General features: G+C 73.1%; 17 protein-coding genes and 2 pseudogenes. 13 read left to right on the forward strand and 6 right to left on the reverse strand.

The window, feature by feature from the left end; translation table 11 throughout:
* Positions 1-100 precede the first annotated feature (100 nt).
* Positions 101-2626: an ATP-dependent Clp protease ATP-binding subunit gene (locus OOZ19_RS08360; protein ID WP_266089458.1), complete on the forward strand. Its 2526-nt coding sequence runs from the start codon at positions 101-103 to the stop codon at positions 2624-2626.
* A gap of 399 nt (positions 2627-3025) precedes the next feature.
* On the opposite strand, the gene OOZ19_RS08365 is transcribed toward OOZ19_RS08360, so the two are convergent.
* Positions 3026-3490, reverse strand: a complete 465-nt coding sequence (locus OOZ19_RS08365) for a PPOX class F420-dependent oxidoreductase (RefSeq protein ID WP_266089459.1) — start codon at positions 3488-3490, stop codon at positions 3026-3028.
* A 361-nt stretch (positions 3491-3851) separates the two neighbouring features.
* On the opposite strand from OOZ19_RS08365, the gene OOZ19_RS08370 reads away from it, so the two are divergent.
* The 9 genes and pseudogenes from OOZ19_RS08370 (at position 3852) to OOZ19_RS08410 (ending at position 11711) form a co-directional block, all read left to right on the forward strand.
* On the forward strand, positions 3852-4496 hold the full coding sequence (locus OOZ19_RS08370; protein ID WP_266089460.1) for a hypothetical protein: 645 nt from the start codon (positions 3852-3854) through the stop codon (positions 4494-4496).
* A gap of 177 nt (positions 4497-4673) precedes the next feature.
* The gene (locus tag OOZ19_RS08375; protein ID WP_266089702.1) at positions 4674-6266 is read left to right on the forward strand and encodes a molybdopterin-dependent oxidoreductase; all 1593 of its coding nucleotides are present in this window, start codon (positions 4674-4676) and stop codon (positions 6264-6266) included.
* Between the two features lie 185 nt (positions 6267-6451).
* Positions 6452-6508: pseudogene (locus tag OOZ19_RS08380) on the forward strand (hypothetical protein); the annotation flags it as partial.
* 8 nt (positions 6509-6516) lie between these two features.
* Positions 6517-6768, forward strand: a pseudogene (locus OOZ19_RS08385) (NAD-dependent epimerase/dehydratase family protein); the annotation flags it as partial.
* A gap of 62 nt (positions 6769-6830) precedes the next feature.
* Positions 6831-7484 (forward strand): NAD-dependent epimerase/dehydratase family protein, encoded by a 654-nt coding sequence (locus OOZ19_RS08390; RefSeq protein WP_266089461.1) that lies wholly within the window; start codon positions 6831-6833, stop codon positions 7482-7484.
* Between the two features lie 661 nt (positions 7485-8145).
* On the forward strand, positions 8146-8382 hold the full coding sequence (locus tag OOZ19_RS30010) for a fasciclin domain-containing protein (protein WP_323055112.1): 237 nt from the start codon (positions 8146-8148) through the stop codon (positions 8380-8382).
* 119 nt (positions 8383-8501) lie between these two features.
* A complete protein-coding gene (locus tag OOZ19_RS08400) occupies positions 8502-9500 on the forward strand; it encodes a phytoene/squalene synthase family protein (RefSeq protein WP_266089462.1) in 999 nt (332 codons plus the stop codon).
* Positions 9497-10201 (forward strand): class I SAM-dependent methyltransferase, encoded by a 705-nt coding sequence (locus tag OOZ19_RS08405; RefSeq protein ID WP_266089463.1) that lies wholly within the window; start codon positions 9497-9499, stop codon positions 10199-10201. Before OOZ19_RS08400 ends, OOZ19_RS08405 begins: the two co-directional genes overlap by 4 nt.
* On the forward strand, positions 10194-11711 hold the full coding sequence (locus tag OOZ19_RS08410) for an FAD-dependent oxidoreductase (RefSeq protein ID WP_266089464.1): 1518 nt from the start codon (positions 10194-10196) through the stop codon (positions 11709-11711). Before OOZ19_RS08405 ends, OOZ19_RS08410 begins: the two co-directional genes overlap by 8 nt.
* A gap of 176 nt (positions 11712-11887) precedes the next feature.
* Here OOZ19_RS08410 and OOZ19_RS08415 read toward each other — a convergent pair whose 3' ends face one another.
* On the reverse strand, positions 11888-12886 hold the full coding sequence (locus OOZ19_RS08415) for a DUF5914 domain-containing protein (RefSeq protein ID WP_266089465.1): 999 nt from the start codon (positions 12884-12886) through the stop codon (positions 11888-11890).
* Between the two features lie 187 nt (positions 12887-13073).
* Between OOZ19_RS08415 and OOZ19_RS08420 the strand changes: the two genes are divergently transcribed.
* Positions 13074-13409 carry a plasmid stabilization protein gene (locus OOZ19_RS08420; protein WP_266089466.1) on the forward strand — a complete coding sequence of 112 codons (336 nt, stop codon included), beginning with the start codon at positions 13074-13076 and terminating at the stop codon, positions 13407-13409.
* Between the two features lie 137 nt (positions 13410-13546).
* Here the strand turns inward: OOZ19_RS08420 and OOZ19_RS08425 are convergent, their stop codons facing one another.
* A complete protein-coding gene (locus OOZ19_RS08425) occupies positions 13547-13990 on the reverse strand; it encodes a hypothetical protein (RefSeq protein ID WP_266089467.1) in 444 nt (147 codons plus the stop codon).
* Positions 13991-14198: 208 nt separating this feature from the next.
* Positions 14199-15368: a S8 family serine peptidase gene (locus OOZ19_RS08430; protein ID WP_266089468.1), complete on the reverse strand. Its 1170-nt coding sequence runs from the start codon at positions 15366-15368 to the stop codon at positions 14199-14201.
* Between the two features lie 363 nt (positions 15369-15731).
* Between OOZ19_RS08430 and OOZ19_RS08435 the strand changes: the two genes are divergently transcribed.
* On the forward strand, positions 15732-16157 hold the full coding sequence (locus OOZ19_RS08435) for a universal stress protein (protein WP_266089469.1): 426 nt from the start codon (positions 15732-15734) through the stop codon (positions 16155-16157).
* Between the two features lie 61 nt (positions 16158-16218).
* Entirely contained in the window at positions 16219-17211 is a 993-nt protein-coding gene (locus OOZ19_RS08440; protein WP_266089470.1) for an NAD-dependent epimerase/dehydratase family protein, read from the forward strand.
* Between the two features lie 7 nt (positions 17212-17218).
* Here the strand turns inward: OOZ19_RS08440 and OOZ19_RS08445 are convergent, their stop codons facing one another.
* Both OOZ19_RS08445 and OOZ19_RS08450 read right to left on the reverse strand, forming a co-directional pair.
* Positions 17219-18343: a threonine synthase gene (locus OOZ19_RS08445; RefSeq protein WP_266089471.1), complete on the reverse strand. Its 1125-nt coding sequence runs from the start codon at positions 18341-18343 to the stop codon at positions 17219-17221.
* A gap of 146 nt (positions 18344-18489) precedes the next feature.
* Entirely contained in the window at positions 18490-20007 is a 1518-nt protein-coding gene (locus tag OOZ19_RS08450; RefSeq protein ID WP_266089472.1) for an arylsulfotransferase family protein, read from the reverse strand.
* Between the last annotated feature and the right edge of the window lie 12 nt (positions 20008-20019).

Genomic DNA, 20019 nt, shown 5'->3' on the forward strand with positions numbered 1-20019 from the left:
CGCCAGGCCCGCCGCGGAATGCTCATCCGGACGCTCCGTGTTTGAGGCGGTGATACCCGCGGGAAGACAACGAGGAGTTTCTCGGACTAGAGAGGTGACCATGACCGGCTTCTTCGGTTCCGGAGGGTTCGGTTCGAGCCCGTTCGACGACTTCCTGGCCCGCTACCTCTCCGGCGGAGACGGCCCGCAGCAACCGCAGCGCGTCGACCTGACCCGCTTGATGAGCGGGCACGCGCAGGACATGGTGGCCGCCGCCGCGCGCTGCACCGTCGAACACGGTGGCCGCGACCTGGACACCCACCACCTGCTGTGGGCCGCGACCCGCTCGGAGACGACCAGGGGCATGCTGGAACGCGCCGGGGCGGATCCGGACGCGCTCGGCAGGCAGATCGAGCAGCAGCTGCCCGAGGGCGAGGCCGTCGACCTGCCTCCGGCGCTGACCCCCGCCTCCAAGCGCACCCTGCTGGAGTCGCACCAGATCGCCCGCGCGGTCGGCGCCTCCTACATCGGCCCGGACCACCTGCTGCTGGCGCTGGCCGCGAACCCCGACTCCCGCGCCGGACGGCTGCTGGCCGCCGCGCACGTCACGCTGGAATCGCTGCAGGCGGCTCCGGCCGACCCCGCGCAGTCCCGCCAGCACGACTCCGCCGAGACGTCGAGCACGCCGACGCTGGAGCAGTTCGGCCAGGACCTCACCGCCCGCGCCCGCGACGGCGGGCTGGACCCGGTGATCGGCCGCGACGAGGAGATCGAGCAGACGGTCGAAGTGCTCTCGCGGCGCACCAAGAACAACCCGGTGCTCATCGGCGAGGCGGGCGTCGGCAAGACCGCGGTCGTCGAGGGCCTCGCGGCCCGCATCGTCGACGGCCAGGTGCCGGACACGCTCAAGGACAAGCGGGTCGTGCAGCTGGACCTCTCCGGTGTCGTCGCCGGCACCCGGTACCGCGGCGACTTCGAGGAGCGGATGAACAAGCTGCTCGACGAGATCAGCCAGCACCGCGACCAGCTGGTGATCTTCATCGACGAGCTGCACACCGTGGTCGGCGCGGGCGGCTCGGACGGCGCGGTGGACGCGGGCAACATGCTCAAGCCGAAGCTGGCGCGCGGCGAACTGCACGTCGTCGGCGCCACCACCCTCGACGAGTACCGCAAGAACATCGAGAAGGACGCCGCGCTGGAGCGCCGCTTCCAGCCGATCACGGTGGACGAGCCCAGCGTCGCCGACACCGAGCGCATCATCTGCGGCCTGCGGGACCGCTACGAGGCCCACCACCAGGTGCGGTTCAGCGACGACGCGATCCGGGCCGCCGCCGAGCTCGCCGACCGCTACATCACCGACCGGTTCCTGCCGGACAAGGCGATCGACCTGATCGACCAGGCCGGGGCGCGCAAGCGGTTGCGGACCGGGACCCCGGACACCGACCTGCGCGAACTGGAGCAGCGCTACGACGAGCTGGCCAGGGACAAGGCGCAGGCCATCGCCGAGGAGGACTACGAGCGCGCCGCGGGGCTGCGCGACGAGCTCATCGGGGTGCGCGACCACATCCGCTCCCAGCGGCAGGGCAACAGCGGCATCGCGGTGGTCGGCCGGGCGGAGATCGCCGACGTCGTCTCCCGCGCCACGGGCATCCCCGCCACCCAGCTCACCGAGGAGGAGAAGAGCCGCCTCATGAAGCTGGAGGATCAGCTGCACAAGCGGGTCGTCGGCCAGGACGAGGCGGTGCACGCCATCTCCCGCGCGGTGCGGCGTTCCCGCACCGGCATGGGCGATCCGCACCGGCCGGTCGGCACGTTCCTGTTCCTCGGGCCCACCGGCGTCGGCAAGACGGAGCTGGCGCGGGCGCTAGCCGAGTCGCTGTTCGGCGACCAGGACCGGATGGTGCGGCTGGACATGAGCGAGTTCCAGGAGGCGCACACCGCCAGCAGGCTGGTGGGTTCGCCGCCCGGCTACGTCGGCTACGGCGAGGCGGGCCAGCTCACCGAGTCGGTGCGGCGGCGCCCGTACTCGGTGGTCCTGCTCGACGAGATCGAGAAGGCCCATCCGGACGTGTTCAACACGCTGCTGCAGGTGCTCGACGACGGCCGGCTCACCGACGGGCAAGGTCGCACGGTTGACTTCACCAACACGGTGATGATCATGACGAGCAACCTGGGTTCGGACATCATCTCGCAGCGCTCCGGGGTGCTCGGGTTCTCCAGCCGGGATCAGGAGCAGGCCGACGAACCGGCCCGCGAGCGGCTGATGGCGCGGCTGCGGGAATCGTTCCGGCCCGAGTTCCTCAACCGGATCGACGAGGTCGTGGTGTTCCGCAGGCTGGACACCGACCAGCTGCACCGGATCACCGAGCTGCTGCTCGGCGACACCCGGCAGCGGCTGCACACCCAGGACATCGAGGTCGACTTCAGCAACTCCGCGGTGGATTGGATCACCGAGCACGGCCACCAGCCCGACTACGGGGCACGGCCGCTGCGGCGCACGATCCAGCGCGAGGTCGACGACTCGATCTCGGAGCTGCTGCTGGAGGGCAGGCTCGGTGAGGGCCAGCGGGTCGAGGTGGACACCTCCGGCGACCGGCTGACCTTCGAGATCCGGCCGGCCCTGGAGGCGGGCGCCGGGACGTCCTGATCCGGGAACGCCGATCCGCTCCCGCACTTCCGGTGCGGGAGCGGACGCGCGTGCAGGGGGGGCGGACCGTCCGCACCCGCGCGAGACGGCGTGAGACCGTCGCGCCCGGTGCGGTGACGTTCGCGGTCATCCGGCAGCTCGACCAGTCCCATCGGCACGGAGGGTGACTATTCGGTGCCGATGGGTTACTCTGTGGTCACCGTCGCACTTCCCCCTCGTGCGGCGAGGGACGCCCAGGGCTTGAACCCCCAGCAAGCCCTGGGCGTCATTCCTTCCCACGAACCGCGCGGCACCCGACGGCCGAGGGCTGCGGCGCACCGATGCTGATCCCGCCCGGTCTCCCCGCAGCCGGGACGCATTTCCCCACCGCACCGGAAAAGTCTCACCGAGCGAGCGGGTTCACTCCGCCAGCCGCGCCGGGAAACCGCCGGTGGCGATCGGGCCCCAGTCGTCGATGGTGACGCGGATCAGCGACTTGCCCTGCTTGCGCATCGCCTCCCGGTACTCCTCCCAATCCGGGTGCTCACCGGAGATGCTGCGGAAGTAGTCCACCAGCGGCTCCACGCTCTCCGGCTGATCGATGACCTCGGCTCGCCCGTCGACCTGCACCCAAGCTCCGTTGAACTCGTCGGAGAGCACGCACACCGACACCTGCTCCGCGCGCCGGGCGTTGACGGTCTTGGCCCGATCCGGGTAGGTCGAGATCACGATGCGACCCTCGGAGTCGACGCCGCACGTCACCGGGGAGATCTGCGGACGTCCGCTGCCGCGTTCGGTGACCAGCAGGGCGTGGTGGCGAGGGCGGAGGAACTCCAGCAGTTCCGGCCGCTCGACGCGCTTGTTGGTGGCGATGGTGGGAGCCACGGCGGTCCTTCCCATGACGATCGTGCTTTCCGGACTGTTCGGCGGCGAACCTACCTCAGCACCCCGACGGGCCGTCTCGCGAGCCGAGTCACCGATGTGACGTAATGGGACGCACCTGTCGATATCTCGCTAATGATTCCCCCTTCCTCACGCGCCATGTGAGTGACGAAAGACCCTGCGATCTGCGTGCGGACCCCCGTAACCTGGCTGCGGCGACACGGCTCGGACGACGCCCGGGCCGGACGGTGCGGGGGCACCGGACGCCGCCGGACTGGGGAGCGGTGACGGCCATTCGGGCCGTCCCGCAGCATCACCGCACTCGCGCGCCCGGCCATCACCTGCCGGGCGGCGGAATCGGGAGATGACGTTGCCGAGGATCGACACGGTCGCACGGGAATTCCTGCGCTACCTCTACGCCGAGGACCACTTCCGGCCCGAGGTCGCGGCATTCCTGGACAGCGCGCAGGCCGGCGCGCTCGCGCCGGCACCGGACCGCGCGGAACTCGGCGCGGTCGTCGACTCCCTGCGCGGCGAGGAACTCGTGGCCACCGGCGCGGAACACGCCGACGGGCTGCCGCTGCGCGCCGGGCTCACCGGCTCCGGTCTGATCTGCGTGAGCGAACACGACGGGGACCTGCGCGCGTGGCGGGAAGCGGCCGGGGTGGCAGTGTTGACCGCGCGGGCCCCGACGGTGATCGCGCCGCGCCGATCGGCCGAGCCGACGACCGTGCCGCCGGACTCGCTGGACGGGATCGCCCGCGTCGCCAAGGTGTGCCTGCTGGCGCTGCCCACGGTGCACGCCCGCTACGGCGAGGACGAACTCGTGCAGCGGACCGCCCAGCGGCTGTGGGAGGCGGCGCGCAGCGCCCGGCCGGACCCGCGGCGGGTGCGGACGCTGGCGTCGAAGCTGCGCGGGGAACTCGCGACCGGGTCGATGGCGAACACGCTGGGCGTGGTGCTGCTGGACAGCCTCGACGAAGCCGTCCGGGAGGCGCAGCTGCCCTGACCCCGCGCCACGAACTCGCCGCGCACCGCGCGAAGCGGCGCCCGGACGTCGAACCGGACGTCCCGACCCGGCGAACCGCGCGGCGAGGCAGTTCTTACGGAACTAGAACCGTCACCCGCCGGAACCACCGATCCAGGCGCGCGACGGCTACGAATGGACGGTGTGAACACGAAATCCATGCACCGTCTGCGCCTCCCGGTGGCGGCGTGGTGCGGAGTCCTGGCGGCTGCGGTCGCGCTGGGCGCCGGTCACCTGCTCGCCGCCCTCCTCGAACCCCGCTCCTCGCCGTTCCTGGCGGTGGGCAACTCGGCGATCGACCTCACCCCGGAACCGGTGAAGCAGTTCGCCATCCGCACCTTCGGCCAGTCCGACAAGGTCGCCCTGCTGGGCGGGATGGCGATCGTCATCGCACTGCTGGCCGCCGCGGCCGGCCTGCTCTCGCGCCGCGACGCGCGGCCCGGAGTCGTGCTCATCGGCACGTTCGGGCTGCTCGGGGTGGCCGCGGTGCTGTCCCGGCCCGACGTGGGCGCACTGGGGGTGCTCGCACCGCTCGTGGCCGCGCTGGCGGGCATCGCGGCGTTCCGGTTGCTGCACCGCACCGCCCTCGCGGCGAACCCCGCCGCTCCCCCTCCACGCACCCGGCACGACCCGCACGACACCCTGGAAGAGCCCTTCGACCCCGAGCTGCTCGCCGAAACCGGGAGCCCGGATCGGCGCCGGTTCCTGGCGTCCTCCGTCGCGGTGGCCGCCACCGCCGGGCTCACCGGCGCGGCCGGCTCCCTGCTGACCGGCGGCCGGGACGCCGAGGCGTCGCGGCGCACCGTCGCGCAAGCCCTCGGCTCCTCCCCCGCCCGGACCGTGCCCGCCGGAGCCGACTTCGCCTCCGCCGGCACCCCGTCGTTCCTCACCGCGAACCGCGACTTCTACCGCATCGACACCGCGCTGAGCATCCCGCGCGTCGAGCTCGCCGACTGGCGGCTGCGGGTGCACGGCATGGTGGACCGGGAACTCGACCTCGGCTTCGCCGGACTGCGACGATTCCCGCAGGTCACCAGGACGATCACGATGACCTGCGTGTCCAACGACGTCGGCGGGCCCTACATCTCCACCGCCGAGTTCACCGGCGTCCTCATCCGCGACGTGCTGCTGGCCGCCGGGGTCCGCCCCGGATCCGAGCAGGTGTTCAGCACCAGCGTCGACGGGTTCACCGCGGGCACGCCGGTGGAGGCGCTGCTCGACGCCGAACGCGGCGCCCTGCTGGCCTACGGGATGAACGGCGAACCGCTGCCCGCCGAACACGGCTTCCCCGTCCGCATGGTCACCCCCGGCCTCTACGGCTACGTGTCGGCGACGAAGTGGCTCACCGACCTCGAACTCACCACCTTCGACAAGCCCGCCTACTGGATCGAGCGCGGCTGGGGGCGATTCGGGCCGATCAAGGTCCAGTCCCGCATCGACCGCCCCGGCGGCTTCGGCCGCATCCCCGCCGGGCGCACCACCGTCGCGGGCATCGCCTGGGCACAGCCCATCGGCATCGACCGCGTCGAAGTCCGCGTCGACCGCGGGCCGTGGCAGGAAGCGCAGCTGTCCACCGAGGTCAACCGGCAGACCTGGCGGATGTGGCGCACCGACGTCGACCTCGCGCCGGGCGGGCACACCATCGAATGCCGCGCCACCGACCACGACGGCACCACCCAGACACCGGAACGCGCCCCCGTCCTGCCGGACGGCGCAACCGGCTGGCACTCGGTGTTCTGCACCGCCCGCTGACGGGACCCACGTCCGGGGCCTGAGCAGGAGGTCGGGTGGCGGAACCTCAGCGTTCTTCTCCGCACGCGTCGTCCCCGCGAGAAGAACGCTGAGAACCCGCGGGTGATCGCTGCTCGCGGCTTCGCCGCTGACAGGGCGGGGAGCGAACGGGGCCTCTCGGGCCCGGGAACTCACCTGGAGGAAGCATGCACGTGCTGGTCACCGGTGGCGCGGGCTTCATCGGGTCGCACATCGCCGACCTGCTGGTCGCGCGGGGACATTCGGTGCGGCTGCCCGACGCGCTGCTGCCCGCCGCGCTGGCGCACCCGGCTATCTCGGCGAGCACGAACTCGTCATCGGCGACGTCCGGGATCCTGAGGTGCTGCGCGCGGCTCTGCCCGATGTGGACGTGGTGTGCCACCAAGCCGCGATGGTCGGGCTCGAAGCCGGGATGGCCGACATGCCGGACTACGTGGCGCACAACGACCTCGGCACCGCGCATCTGCTCACCGCCATGACCGAAGCGGGCATCGGACGGCTCGTGCTCGCCAGGTCGATGGTCGTCTACGGCGAAGGCCGCTACCTGTGCCCCGCCCACGGCGTCGTGCGGCCCGGCCCGCGCACCGCGGACGACCTCGACGCGGCGTCTTCGAACCGCGCTGCCCCACCTGCGACGGCCTGCTCGAACCGGGCACCGTTCCCGAGGACGCCCCGGTCGATCCCCGCAACACCTACGCCACCACCAAGCTCCCCCAGGAACACCTCGCCGCGGTGTGGGCCCGCAACACCGGCGGATCCGCCGTGAGCCTGCGCTGCCACAGCGTGTACGGGCCGCGGATGCCGCGCAACACCCCCTACGCGGGAGTGGCCTCGTTGTTCCGCTCCGCGCTGGCCCGCGGGGAGGCGCCGCGGATCTTCGAGGACGGCGGGCAGCGCCGCGACTTCGTGCACGTGCGCGACATCGCCGCCCCCGACCTCGCCGCGATGCGACGCGAGGAACCCGGATTCGCCGCCTACAACGCGTGCTCCGGGCGACCGCGCACCATCGGCGACATGGCGACCGCGCTGGCCGAGGCGGCGGACGGCCCGGCGCCGATCACCACCGGGAACTACCGGCTCGGCGACGTCCGCCACATCATGGCCGATCCGCGCCGCGCGACCGAGGAGATCGGGTTCCACGCCCAGGCCGGGTTCGCCGAAGGGATGCGGGAGTTCGACACCGCGGCGTTGCGCGCCTGACCTGCTCGGTCCGCGCAGAGGCCGGGCGCTCCGGGTGGTCACCGCCCAGCCGATTTCCCCGCCGACCGGGCGGGCGCGACCAACGCCCCACCCGAGAGGCGGGCAATTCCGGAGAACTTCCGGAAAAAGTCCAACCGAGACCAATCCGCTGCGGCGGGTGCGCCGAATACCTGGTGAGGCCAAGGGATCCGCGCCCCGCGAGATCCCTGAAATCCAGGAGGACACAGCATGCGGATCCGCCGACGCACCACCGCGATCACCGGCACCGCCGCCGCACTCGCACTCGCACTCGCCCTCTCCGCGTGCGGGCAGGGCGAGCAGGACGGCGCGGAACCGGCCGCGCAGCAGCCGGCTCCCGCCCCCGCCGAGCCGCAGCCCGCGGCCGACGGCGTCACGACCGCCGACGACGTGTTCGGACCCGGCTGCGCCCAGGTGCCCACCGACCCGAACGACCCCGGCTCCGTGCAGGGCGTGGTCGACGACCCGGTGGGCACCGCCGCGAGCAACAACCCGCTGCTGACCAAGCTCACCGCCGCCGTCCAGGCCGCCGGGCTCGGCGACACCCTGAACAAGGCCGACATGCCCTACACCATGTTCGCGCCCCGCCGACCCCGCGTTCGACGCCCTCCCGAAGGACACGCTCGACGCGCTGCTCACCGCCCTGGCGAAGAAGCAGCAGCTCACCGACATCCTGACCTACCACGTGGTGCCGCAGCGGATGGACGCCAACGGCCTCGCGCAGGCCAAGACGGTGCCGACCGCGCAAGGAGGGCAGCTCACCATCGAGGGATCCGGGGACAACCTGAAGGTCAACGGCGCCTCGGTGCTGTGCGGCAACGTTCCCACCGCCAACGCCACCGTGTTCGTCGTCGACAACGTCCTGATGCCCGGCCAGTGACGGGTGCGGCTCGGGCGATGTCCCCGTCCCGCCCGAGCCCGGGCCACCCGGGTGGCCCGGCACACGTGCGGGCAGCGCTGCCGAGCGCTGCCCGCACGACGTGTGCTTCGATCTCCTCTGTGGACGTTGCGAGCGGGTTTTTCCGGCGCCCCGGCCGAGATCCATCGCCGACGGCGCGGCGCGAGCTGGACGCCGCCGGCCTCCAGGACCCGGCGCTGCGCGCCGCCTACGGCCGCTGCCGCGAACTCCACGCCCAGCACGGCCGCACCTACTTCCTCGCGACCCGCCTGCTGCCCCCGGCGCGCAGGCCGGCCGTGCACGCGCTCTACGGCTTCGCCCGCTGGGTCGACGACGTGGTCGACTCTCCCGGCGCCGCGGACGGAGACCGCGACGCGGAACTCGCCCGGATCGACACCGCGCTGCACCGCGCGCTCACCGGCGGGCCAGTGGACCGCCCCGTGCTTGCCGCCGTCGCCGACACCGCCCGCCGGTACCGGCTCCCGGCGGCGCTGTTCACCGACTTCATGCGCTCCATGCGGATGGACCTGCGGGTCACCGGCTACCCGGACCGGGCCGCGCTCGACGAGTACGTGCACGGCTCCGCCGGAGTCATCGGGCTGCAGGTGCTGCCGGTGCTCGGCACCGCCACGCGGGAGGCGGCGGCGCCGCACGCGGCCACGCTCGGGCACGCCTTCCAGCTCACCAACTTCCTGCGCGATGTCGGCGAGGACCTCGACCGCGGCCGGGTGTACCTGCCCGCCGACGAGCTCGCCGCGTTCGGCGTGGACGCAGACCGGCTGCGCTGGTGCCGCCGCACCGGACGCCCGGACGGCCCGGTGCGGCGTGCGCTGGGCGACCAGGTCGCCCGCACCCGCGCGCTGTACCGGCAGGCCGAAGCCGGGATCCCCATGCTCGATCCGGTGGCGCGGCCGTGCGTGGCCACCGCGCACGTGCTCTACGGCGAGATCCTGGACCGCGTGGTGGAGTCCGGGTACCGGGTGTTCGGCGCGCGCCTCGCGGTGCCCACCGGCAGGCGCCTCGCAGTGGCGGCCCCGGCGCTGCTGTCCGCGGGCGCCGCCCGAGCCCGCACCACCACGCAGGGGAGGAACCGGCGATGAGCACCGACGTCACCGCGCTGTTCGACCGAGGCGGGCGCGACTACGACGCGCTGGTCGCCGCCAACCCCGGCTACCACCGGGACCTCGCCCGCTCCGCGCGGCGGCTCGGGATCGCGGGCGGCGGGCAGGGCCTGCGGCTGCTCGACGTCGGCTGCGGGACCGGGGCCTCCACCCGCGCACTGCACGAGGTGTTCCCCGACGCGTCCATCACCGCGGTCGACGGATCCGCGCGCATGCTGGCCCGAGCGCGCGAAAAGGCGTGGCCGGCCACGGTGCGCTTCGTGCACGCCGACGCACGCCGCCTGCCCGAGGCCGGGGTGCGCGGCCCGTTCGACGGGATCCTCGCCGCGTACCTGGTGCGCAACCTTCCCGAGCCGGACGCCGGGCTGCGGCTGCTGCGCGACCTGCTCCGCCCCGGCGCTCCGCTGGCCGTGCACGACTACTCGCTGCCGCGTCGGAAGGCGGACCGGTTGCTGTGGCACGCGGTCTGCTGGTCGGTGATCATCCCGGCCGGGCGGTGCGTCACCGGCGACGCCTCGCTGTACCGCTACCTGTGGCGCAGCGTGCTCGATTTCGATTCCCCACCTCGCTTCGAGGCGCGGCTGCGGCAGGCGGGGTTCGACCGGGTGCGCCGCGAACCGATGTCCGGTTGGCAGCGCACGCTCACCCACACGTTTCTCGGAGTCCGTCCCGATGCGTGACCCGCGTGCCGTGCGCCATCCCGGTCATCCCGGCGCGGACCGGCCCGCCACCGCCACGCCCCGCGTCGTCGTGATCGGCGGCGGCATCGCCGGGCTCTCCGCCGCGGCCTGCCTGCGAGATCGGACCGTGGACGTGGTGCTGCTGGAACGCGAGCACCACCTCGGCGGGCGGGTCGGCGGCTGGAGCACGACGCTCCGGGACGGCTCCGCGGTGCCGATGAACCGGGGCTTCCACGCCTTCTTCCGCCAGTACTACAACCTGCGCGGCCTGCTGCGCCGCGCGGACCCGGAGCTCACCGGGCTCGTCGCGCTGCCCGAGTACCCGCTGCTGAGCGCGGACGGCCGCATCGACACCTTCGCCGGGCTGCCGCGGTCCCCGCCGTGGAACGCGCTGGGCTTCGTCGCGCGCAGCCCCACCTTCCGGTGGCGCGACGTCCTGCGGATGAACCTGCGCGAGGCCGCGACGCTCGCCGACGTGCGCATCCCCGGCGGCTACGGGCGGCTCGACGAGATCGACGCCGCCGAGTACCTGCGCCGCATCGGGTTCCCCGAGGCCGCTCGCCACCTGGCGTTCGAAGTGTTCTCCCGCAGCTTCTTCGCCCCGCCCACCGACCTGTCGGCGGCCGAGCTGGCGCTGATGTTCCACCTGTACTTCCTCGGCTCCAGCGAAGGTCTGCTGTTCGACGTTGCCGCGGACTCCTTCCCCGCCGCGCTGTGGGACCCGCTGCGCGACCACCTCGACGAGCGCGGCGTGCGGTTCCGCCTGGGCACCGCCGTGGAGTCGGTGTCGCACGAGGGGCCGCGCGAGTTCGCGGTGCACCTCGCCGACGGCGGGTCGATCGGTGCGGACGCCGTGGTGCTCGCGACGGACCTCGGCTCGGCGCAGCGGATCGTGCGGCGCTCCCCCGCGCTGGCACATCGCGATTGGCGGGAGCGGGTCGGGTCGGCGCGCACCGCGCCGCCATTCCTCGTCTCGCGGTTCTGGCTGGACCGCCCGGTGGCCGGGCACCGGCACGCCTTCCTCGGCACCAGCGGGTTCGGGCCGGTGGACAACATCAGCGTGCTGGAGCGCTACGAGCGCAGCGCGGCGCGGTGGGCCCGCGAGCACGACGGCTCGGTGGTGGAGGTGCACTGCTACGCGCTGCCCGCCGACGCCACGGTGGACGGGCTGCGGGCGCAGACCCTCGAACAGCTGCACCGGGTGTACCCGGAGACCGCCGCGGCCCAGGTCGTCGACGAACGGCACGAACTGCGCTCCGACTGCCCGCTGTCCCCGCCCGGCGGTTTCGGGCTGCGACCGTCGATCAGCACCCCCGAACCGGCGCTGGTGCTCGCCGGGGACCACGTGCGGGTCGATCTGCCGGTGGCGCTGATGGAGCGCGCCGCGACCAGCGGCATGCTCGCCGCGAACCGGCTGCTGCGCTCGTGGGGACTGCGCGGGCACGACGTGTGGAGCGTGCCCGTTCGCGGTCGCTCCCCGCTGCTCCGCGCAGCCGCGCGCTGGGCCTGAGCCGGATCGGTCGGGGTGGTCGTCCGCTCGCCCACTTCGTCCGGTCTTCGATCCCTCCCCGCTCCGAGCGGTCGTTGTTCTTCGAGATCAGAGCATTAATTTCATTCCACACTGAAGCCCTAGTGTTCAGGAACATGTCCGGGCGCGGGCAGGTGCTGCTCGGGTCGTGCCGTGGATCAGGAGTTCGGGCGGGTGCGCAGCCGGTACCTGCGTTCGGCGTAGGCCAGGTCGTCGCGCCACAACCGCAGCGCGGCCCACCGCATCAGTGGCCGAACCACGCCCGCCGCCGGCAACGCCGCGCGGAATCCCGGGCGCGCCGAGTGCGCCGCGATCGCTTCGATCACCGCCGTCGTCGGGCGCCCCGCCGAGTTCCGGCCCAGCGGCGTCGCGTGCGTCTCCACGACGCTGCCCACGCCCTCCCCCGCCACGATGCGCATCACGATCGTGCGCGGTTCCGGGACGCTGAACGTGGCCCGCACCGGCACCCCGATTCCCCGCGCCAACCGGAACGACACCGCCACCTCGAACTCGTCGTCCTCGTCCGGATCCGGGGTGCGCAGCACGGTCAGGTTCGCGAACGAGTACGGGTGGAACCACGAGCCGTGCCACGGGTCGAGTCGGTTCGCCACGACGTCCTGCGCCTCGCACTCCCCGATCGCCGTGGCGACCGCGTGAATGCTCCGACCCGGCGCAGGGCGCCGCGGCAGCACCGGGGCGGACAGCGGCGGCTCACCGCCGACGGCGTCGAGCCGGACCCAGACGAGCACTCCGTCGTCGTGCGCGGGAAACGCGGGCCACCTCGGAGAGCTCTCGCCCAGGCACATCCCGTGCCAGCGGCACACCAGCCGACCCCGGTGCACCCGCGCCTCGCTCAGCGGCGCGCCCAAGTGCGGGCAGGCCCCCGGTCCGATGTGGAGCGCTCCGCGCCCGTCCCGCCACGCGACCAGCTCCACCCCCGCCACGGTGCGCCCGAAGGGTCGGTCGCCGGTGATCTCCAGGCTCCCGGCGAGCACGAACCAGTTCCCCGACGGCCGCTCCAGCGCCCGCCGCAGCGCGGCGTCGATGAGCTCCGGACGTGCCTGCCGCCAGGTGCCCTCCTGCTCGGCCCACCGCGGCGCCCTGATCCGGCGCAGCGGCAGGCGTTCGCGGAATGCCCGTCGGTCCTGAGCGGTCATGGCGCCCCCCTTCGCTCAGCGGTGCAGAGTAGCCGCGAACGACCGCCGCGAGCCCGCGTCCGATCCGTCAGCGCACCGAGATTCCACCGATCGCGCAGCCGAAACCCGCCGCATCACGACGAACGGGTGTGCCAGCGCCCGCAACCGGGTAACGCGGAACCGGAACGACCCCGTTGGAGGAGGCCTCATGCCTGCAGGCGCGAACCGCAAGCAGGAGCGGCAGTACGAGCACATCAAGTCCAACGCCGAGCAGCACGGCAGCAGCGAACGCCGGGCGAAGGAGATCGCGGCCCGGACCGTGAACAAGGAGCGGGCCCAGCAGGGCCAGGCGAAGCAGCGCAGCAGGACGTCGGTCCACGACATCTCACCGGAACGCCGCGGCGGGCTGCGCTCCGGCAACCGCACCGGGCCCCTCGGGCGGACGAAGGCCCAGCTGTACCAGGACGCGCGGCGGGCCGGGATCGACGGCCGCTCGAAGATGAGCAAGGCCGAACTGGAACGAGCGCTGTCGTCGCGGAGCTGAGCGTTCCCGCGTTGCCGAGTGGCGGGACCTCGGCCGGTTCCTCGACTGATCCCCGCGTCTCCCCGAGGAATCGACTGGGAACTCGTTGAGCCGCCGGTGCCGCGCGTGGTCGCGCCGGAACGGAGGACCCGGCCGGATCAGTCGCGGTGGTCGGCCTCTTCCGCGATGGCGGCTGCGGCGGCTTTGGCGCAGTTGCCCAGGTCTTCGGCCGCCGCCGCGGCTTGGTCCAGCGCCACGTGGGCTTCGCTCGGACGGGCGGTGCCCGGAGTGGCGTAGCGGTGCGCGAGGCCGTCGAGCACCAGCGCGAGGCGGTGGCCGCGGACCGCGACGTCGAGCAACGCGTCCCGCGCCGAGAGGTCCGCGGGCTCGGTGGCGGGTTCGGTGCGGGCGCCCGGAATGGCGGTCGCCTCGCCCGTGCGCCGCGCGCCGTCGAGCGCGCCACCGATCTCCTCGCGAGCCCGGACCGCGTCGTCGACCGCCGCGCCGGTCGATCTCGGACGCCGTGCGGGTCCCGGTTCGCCCCCGCCGGGTCGTCCGGAGTTCCGGTCCCCTTCTCCTCCTGCGGCGTTGCCTGTGCTCATCTGTGCCGTCCCCCCGAGCGATCGCGTGCGGACTTCGCCGACGATCACCCCATCGTGCTTGACCGGTTCAGCACACCTGACCGGTTGCGCGAGGATTACCCGGATCGGGGGAACGACACACGTGCCGCGGAGGGCACGACGGTGCGGCGAGCACGCCGAAGCGCACTCGCCGCACCTTCCGGATCACGCCCGCAACGCGGGAGCCGGATCATGGAGCCTGCACGAGACCCGCGCCGATGTCGGTCGACGCGAGCGGGAGCCGCCGCGCGCTCTGCGCGAGGCGGGCCCACAGTCCCCAGGCCCGCTCCTGGTGCTGCTGGGCCAGCAGCGCGGCGACGCCGGCGACGTGCGGAGTCGCCATGCTGGTGCCGCTGATCTTGCGGTAGCGCTCCTGGCCCGGCCAGCTGGAGTACACGTCGACCCCGGGTCCGACCACGTCGACCTGCCCGATCTGGTCGACCGTGCCGGAGGAGAAGTCGGCGATGGCGCCCTGCTCGTCCACGGCCCCCACGGCGAGGATCGACGGGCAGTTCGCCGGGTGGCCCACCGGCGCGATGCTCCCGGCGGAGCGCTGGCTCTCGTTGCCGGCCGCGGCGACGATCAGGGTGCCGCGCTGGATCGCTCGTTGCGCGACCCGCTCGAACGCGTCGGAGAACGGCTGGCCCGGCTGGGTCGCCGCGCCCAGCGACATCGACACGACCGAACATCCGTTGGAGATGGCCCACTGGATGCCGGAGAGGATTCCGCTGTCCCCGCCGGAACCGTCGTCGCCGAGCACCTTGCCCGCGTAGATCGAGGCTTCGGACGCGATGCCGTAGCCCGGACCGGACTGGGTGCCGCGCGGCCCGCACGCGGTGCCGATGCAGTGCGTCCCGTGGCCGTGGCCGTCCTGGACGTCCTGGCCGTCCACGAAGGACGCGGTGACGACGTCGCGGCCCGCGAAGTCGGGGTGCGCCTGGTCGAACCCGGTGTCGAGCACGGCCACCCGGATCCCGGCCCCGGTGGGGGCGCTGCGGTCGGCGCGGACGGCCCGCAGGCCCCAGGTGACCTCGCCGTCGGCGGGCGGCTGCGGTGATCCGATGGCGAACACCTTGCGCTCGGCCTCGATGGCCGCCAGCGGCGTGCCGCGTTCGCGCACGGAGTTCTGCAGCGCGGCGATCTGGTCCTCGGCGGCGTCGATGAGGGCGACGCCGAGTTCGTGCAGGACGACGCCTCCCGCGCCGCTGAAGAGTTCGCCTGGTCCGGCACCGGCCGCGTCGGCGGTGCTGGCGGTGCGGATCCCGGCGAGCCGGGTGAGTTCCCGGGCGCCGAGCACGGTCGCGTCGTCCTCCAGCAGGACCAGATAGCGCCCCGTGGTTCCGTTCGCGGCTGTCGTCATGATCGCCCCCTTGCTCTCGGTGAAACGTGCCCCATGAGGTAACCCCCGCCACACCCGTCACGGCAAGACGCCGGTCGTGTGTGGATCAGCAGCCGAATTTCCCTTTATCGAGCGGAAAATCGCACCCTTCCACCGTGCCGAGTGACCCCTGATCGGCGCCTCGGACACGGAGAGTTCCGTTCCTGCTCGATCACGTTCCGTTCGCTGCGACCCGGTGAGCCCGCGACTGTCCGCCGCCGGACGGGTGAATCGGGGGTTCCGGCCGACGAGCCGTTCATCGCACACTGGAGGAACCGGGTCACCGGAGTGCGAAGCCGTCCTTCCGCCGCCGAGCGCGACGGACCACACCAGCCGAGGTGGCGCATGGGCAGCACGACCGAGAACGTGATCATCGTGGGAGTCGACGGTTCCGAGCCGTCCCGCGCGGCGCTGCGCTGGGCGTTGCGGCAGGCCGAGCTCACCGGCGCCACCGTGCGCGCGGTGGTGGCCTGGGAGTACCCGGCGTTCTACAGCTGGGAGGGCGGCCCGATGCCGCCGGACGACTTCCAGGACGCCGCGCAGCGCAACATGAACGACGCCGTGGACGTGGTCACCGGCGGCGGCGCCGGAGTGGAACGCGTGGTGGCGCACGGGCACTCGGCGCAGGCGCTGCTGGAAGCCGCCGACGGCGCCCAGCTGCTGGTGGTCGGCAGCCGGGGGCACGGGGGCTTCTACCGCACGTTGCTGGGTTCGGTGAGCCAGCGGTGCGCGGTGCACGCCAAGTGCCCGGTGGTCATCGTCCGCGAGTGAGCGCGCGGGGCGCGGCGAATTCGATGTCGCCGACGGCGCGCGGCGACTAGCGTCGTCGCCCGTGAGCGACGAGAAGATCTTGGTCACCGGAAGCGCCGGACACCTCGGGGAGGCGCTGGTCCGCAGCGTCCGCGCCGAAGGCCGCGAGGTCGTCGGGCTCGACGTCCTGGAGTCGCGGTTCACCACCGTCACCGGGTCGATCACCGACCGGGAGGTGCTGCGCCGCTGCCTGGACGGCGTGACGGGCGTGCTGCACGCCGCGACGCTGCACAAACCGCACGTGAGCTCGCACGACCGGCAGGCGTTCGTGGACACCAACGTCTCCGGAACCCTGGCGCTGCTGGAGGAATCGGCCGCGGCCGGGGTGCGCGGCTTCGTGTTCACCAGCAGCACCAGCGCGTTCGGCCGCGCTCTCACGCCCGCGGCGGACGAGCCCGCCGCGTGGATCACCGAGGACGTGGCTCCGGTGCCGCGCAACATCTACGGCGTCACCAAGATCGCCGCCGAGCAGGTGTGCGAGCTGGTCCACCGCGACCTGGGGCTGCCGGTGGTGGTGCTGCGGACCTCGCGGTTCTTCCCGGAGGACGACGACCGGGACGAGGTGCGCGCCGCCTACGACGGGCTCAACACGAAGGTGAACGAGTTCCTGTACCGGCGGGTCGAGCTGCAGGACGCGGTGGACGCGCACCGCCTCGCGCTGGCGCGGGCGCCGCAGCTCGGGTTCGGGCGCTACATCGTCAGCGCCACTCCCCCGTTCGCGCGGGAGGATCTGGCTCAGCTGCGGTCCGACGCGCCCGCCGTGGTGCGGCGGCTGTTCCCGGACCACGTGGCGGAGTTCGACCGCCGCGGCTGGCGCATGTTCCCCGGCCTGGACCGGGTGTACGTCAACGACCGCGCCCGCGCCGACCTCGGCTGGACTCCCCGGTTCGACTTCCGGCACGTGCTGGACCTGGTGCGCGCCGACGAGGACATCCGCAGCCCGCTGGCCCGCGCCGTCGGCGCCAAGGGGTACCACCGGCACCCGCACGGGGTGTACACGACTCGTTCCCGGTGACGTCCCGTCACAGCCCTTTGAAGGGGTGGGCGGTGGCGAGCAGCACCGCGGTCTCGCCGGGAGCGATGCGGTCGTGCAACGAGCGCAGTGCGGGCAGCACGATCGCGCTGGCGCCTTCGAGCAGGATCCCGTTGCGGGCCAAGCCGATCCGGGCCTGCTCGACCCCGGTGTCGACGACGACCGCAACGCCCCCGGTGTCCTCCAGGACGCGCAGGGCCTGCAGCGTCGTGGAGTCGCCACCGATGGACGGCGTCGCCGCGGCGTCGCCCGCGAAGGAGTCGTGCACGCCCGCCCCGGCGAGCACCGCGCGCAGGCGCGGGAACGGTTCGACCAGGTGGATGCGCGGGCAGGGCCGACCGTGGCGCCGCGCCATCTCGCGCAGCCCGAGGTAGGTGCCGTAGGCGAGGTCGCCGCGCGCGGTGGGCAGCAGCACGTGGTCCGGGACCCGCCCCAGCACCTCGACGATCTCCCACCCGATCGGCCGCATCGCGTCGACGCCGTAGGGGCTGCTGCCCACGACGGGACGCGCGTAGTTCGTCACCGGCAACCGCACCGGGTCGGCGCCGTGGTCACGCACGAATTCCCAGCGCTGCTCGGCGGTGTCGAACACGTGCAGCCGGGCGCCGGTGTCGCGCACCGCGTCGCTGATCGCGGTGGGCACGTCACGGGTGACCGCGAGGTCGCAGCCGAGTCCGTAGGCGGCGGCGTAGGCGGCCAGCGACACGGCCGCGTTGCCGGAGGACGCCGCCACCACCGACTCGTACCCGGCCGCGGCGGCGCGGCCCACCGCTCCCCAGCTGAAGCGGTCCTTGTGCGAGCCGGTGGGGTTGGCCGACTCGTTCTTGACCCACACCTCGACGCCGTCCGGGGCGAGCCCGGCGGGCAGCGGGAACAGCGGGGTACCGCCCTCGCCGAGGGTCCGCGCCCCGTTCAGCGCGAGTTCCCCGACCGGGTCGCCGTCGTAGCGGCAGCGCAGGTTCGCCGGGGAGCCCTGCTCCAGGCAGCGCGGGCAGCCCGCGGTGTGGTCGGCCACCGGGTACGCCCGCCCGCAGCGCAGGCACACGAGGTCGGTGAGGCGGTCGTTCATGACGACCTCGGGGGCGGGGGTCCCCGCAGGGACTGCGTGGGGCATGCGCGGGCTCACGATCGGTAGGGCGGGTCGAGGGGCTCCCGCACACCTTAGGAGCCCGGTCGTCGGCGCGTTCCCGCCGACGCGTCGCTCCTGCCCCGCTCGGTCCGCGACCCGGCCGCACCCCGGCCGGGTCGCGGACCGCGGCGTCAGCTCACCGCGACCGCCGGGGAGGTGCCGAGCACCGCGCCCTCGCGGTCCAGCGCCTGCACGCCGACGAACGCGGCGCCACCGGGGACGTCCACCTTGGTCTCGAACCCGGCGCGCTCGGCGTCCTGCACCGGGGTCAGGTTCGCTTCGTCCGGCCCGGTCAGCACCCGCCAGCCCGTGACCTCGGTCGCCCCGTTCCAGCTGGCGTACACGCTCGTCACGCCATCGCCCGCCTGCCCGGCCACGGCGGGCGCGTCGAGCGGCTTGCCGACCCACGCCGACCGGAACGAGCGGTACGAGGTGATGGAGTCGACGAACTTGCCGTGGAAGAGCGCCGTCCCGTCCTCGTCGAACTCGGTGAAGTACGGTTCGCCGCCCCACCCGACGAACACGTGGCCGTTGGCGAGGATCTGCGTGTTGCCCTGGTTCGGCGCGAGCAGCCCTTCGGGGCTCTCGTTGCTGCGCACCACTTCGGCGGTGCGCGCCGTCTCGTCCACGGCGAGGGTGAGCGCGCGGGACTTCCCGCGGCCGGGTGCGGCGGCGGCGTTGTCGAACAGGCTGATGGCGCCGTCGGCCTGCCGCCGGCAGTCGTGCTGCCAGGCGAACGGCGCGTCCGGCCCCATCTCGAAGTCGCTCTTCTTGCCGTTGAGCCGCCAGTTGACCCGGCCGGTGGCGCGGTCGATCCGGTACACGGCGTGCGTGCAGCGGGCCGAGACGAGCAGCGCGTCACCGTCTTCGCAGACCGCGTTGAGGTGGATGTAGTCGAACCACTCCTCCGGGTCCTTCGGGACGGGGTAGAAGGACTCGTCCAGCGTCACGTGCTCCAGGCTGCGCCACTCGAACACGAGGTCGCCGGTGGCGATGTCGATCTCCTGGATGACGCCTTCGAGGACCTTCGAGTCCGGCGCCCCGCCGATGGGGGTGGTGTCGGCGCGCACCTCGGAGTAGACGATCACCAGCGCGGTGCCGCGCGGGGTGATCACGAACTCGTGCATGTCGCCCTGCAGGCCGTTGGCCGGGCTGACCGTGGCGATCCGCTCGTAGTTCTCGTCGAGCACCACGAACCGGCCCTCACCGAAGCCCGGCGGGATGTGGATCGCGCCCTCCCACCAGGTCAGCACCGGTTTCCCCTGGTACTGCTGGACTTTCATGTCGGCGATGACGCCTTCGGCCGGCGGGGAGAACCACACCGGCTGACCGAGGTCGTCCATGATCAGCGCACCGGGCTGGAAGTCGGCCCGCGGGGCGGGTGCCGCCGCGTTGAGCTTGTTGGCCCCGGCGGGGGTGAGCAGCACGTAGCCGGGCTCGACGCCCGCGGCGGGGGTGGTGATCTCCACCTGCGGCGGGTTCAGGTCGGGGCGGCTCACGAAGGTGTGGCCCGCGCGGGTTCCGGCACGCGGCGCGGCGGCGGCGACCGCGGCGGTTCCGGTGCTCACGAGCGCGGGCACGGCCGCGGCAGCGGCCATCATGCGCAGCACGCTGCGCCGCCCCACGGCGGGGTTGGGGGTGGTCGTCATCGGTCGGCTCCT

The sequence above is a fragment of the Saccharopolyspora sp. NFXS83 genome (genome assembly GCF_026241095.1).
Taxonomy (GTDB): domain Bacteria; phylum Actinomycetota; class Actinomycetes; order Mycobacteriales; family Pseudonocardiaceae; genus Saccharopolyspora_C.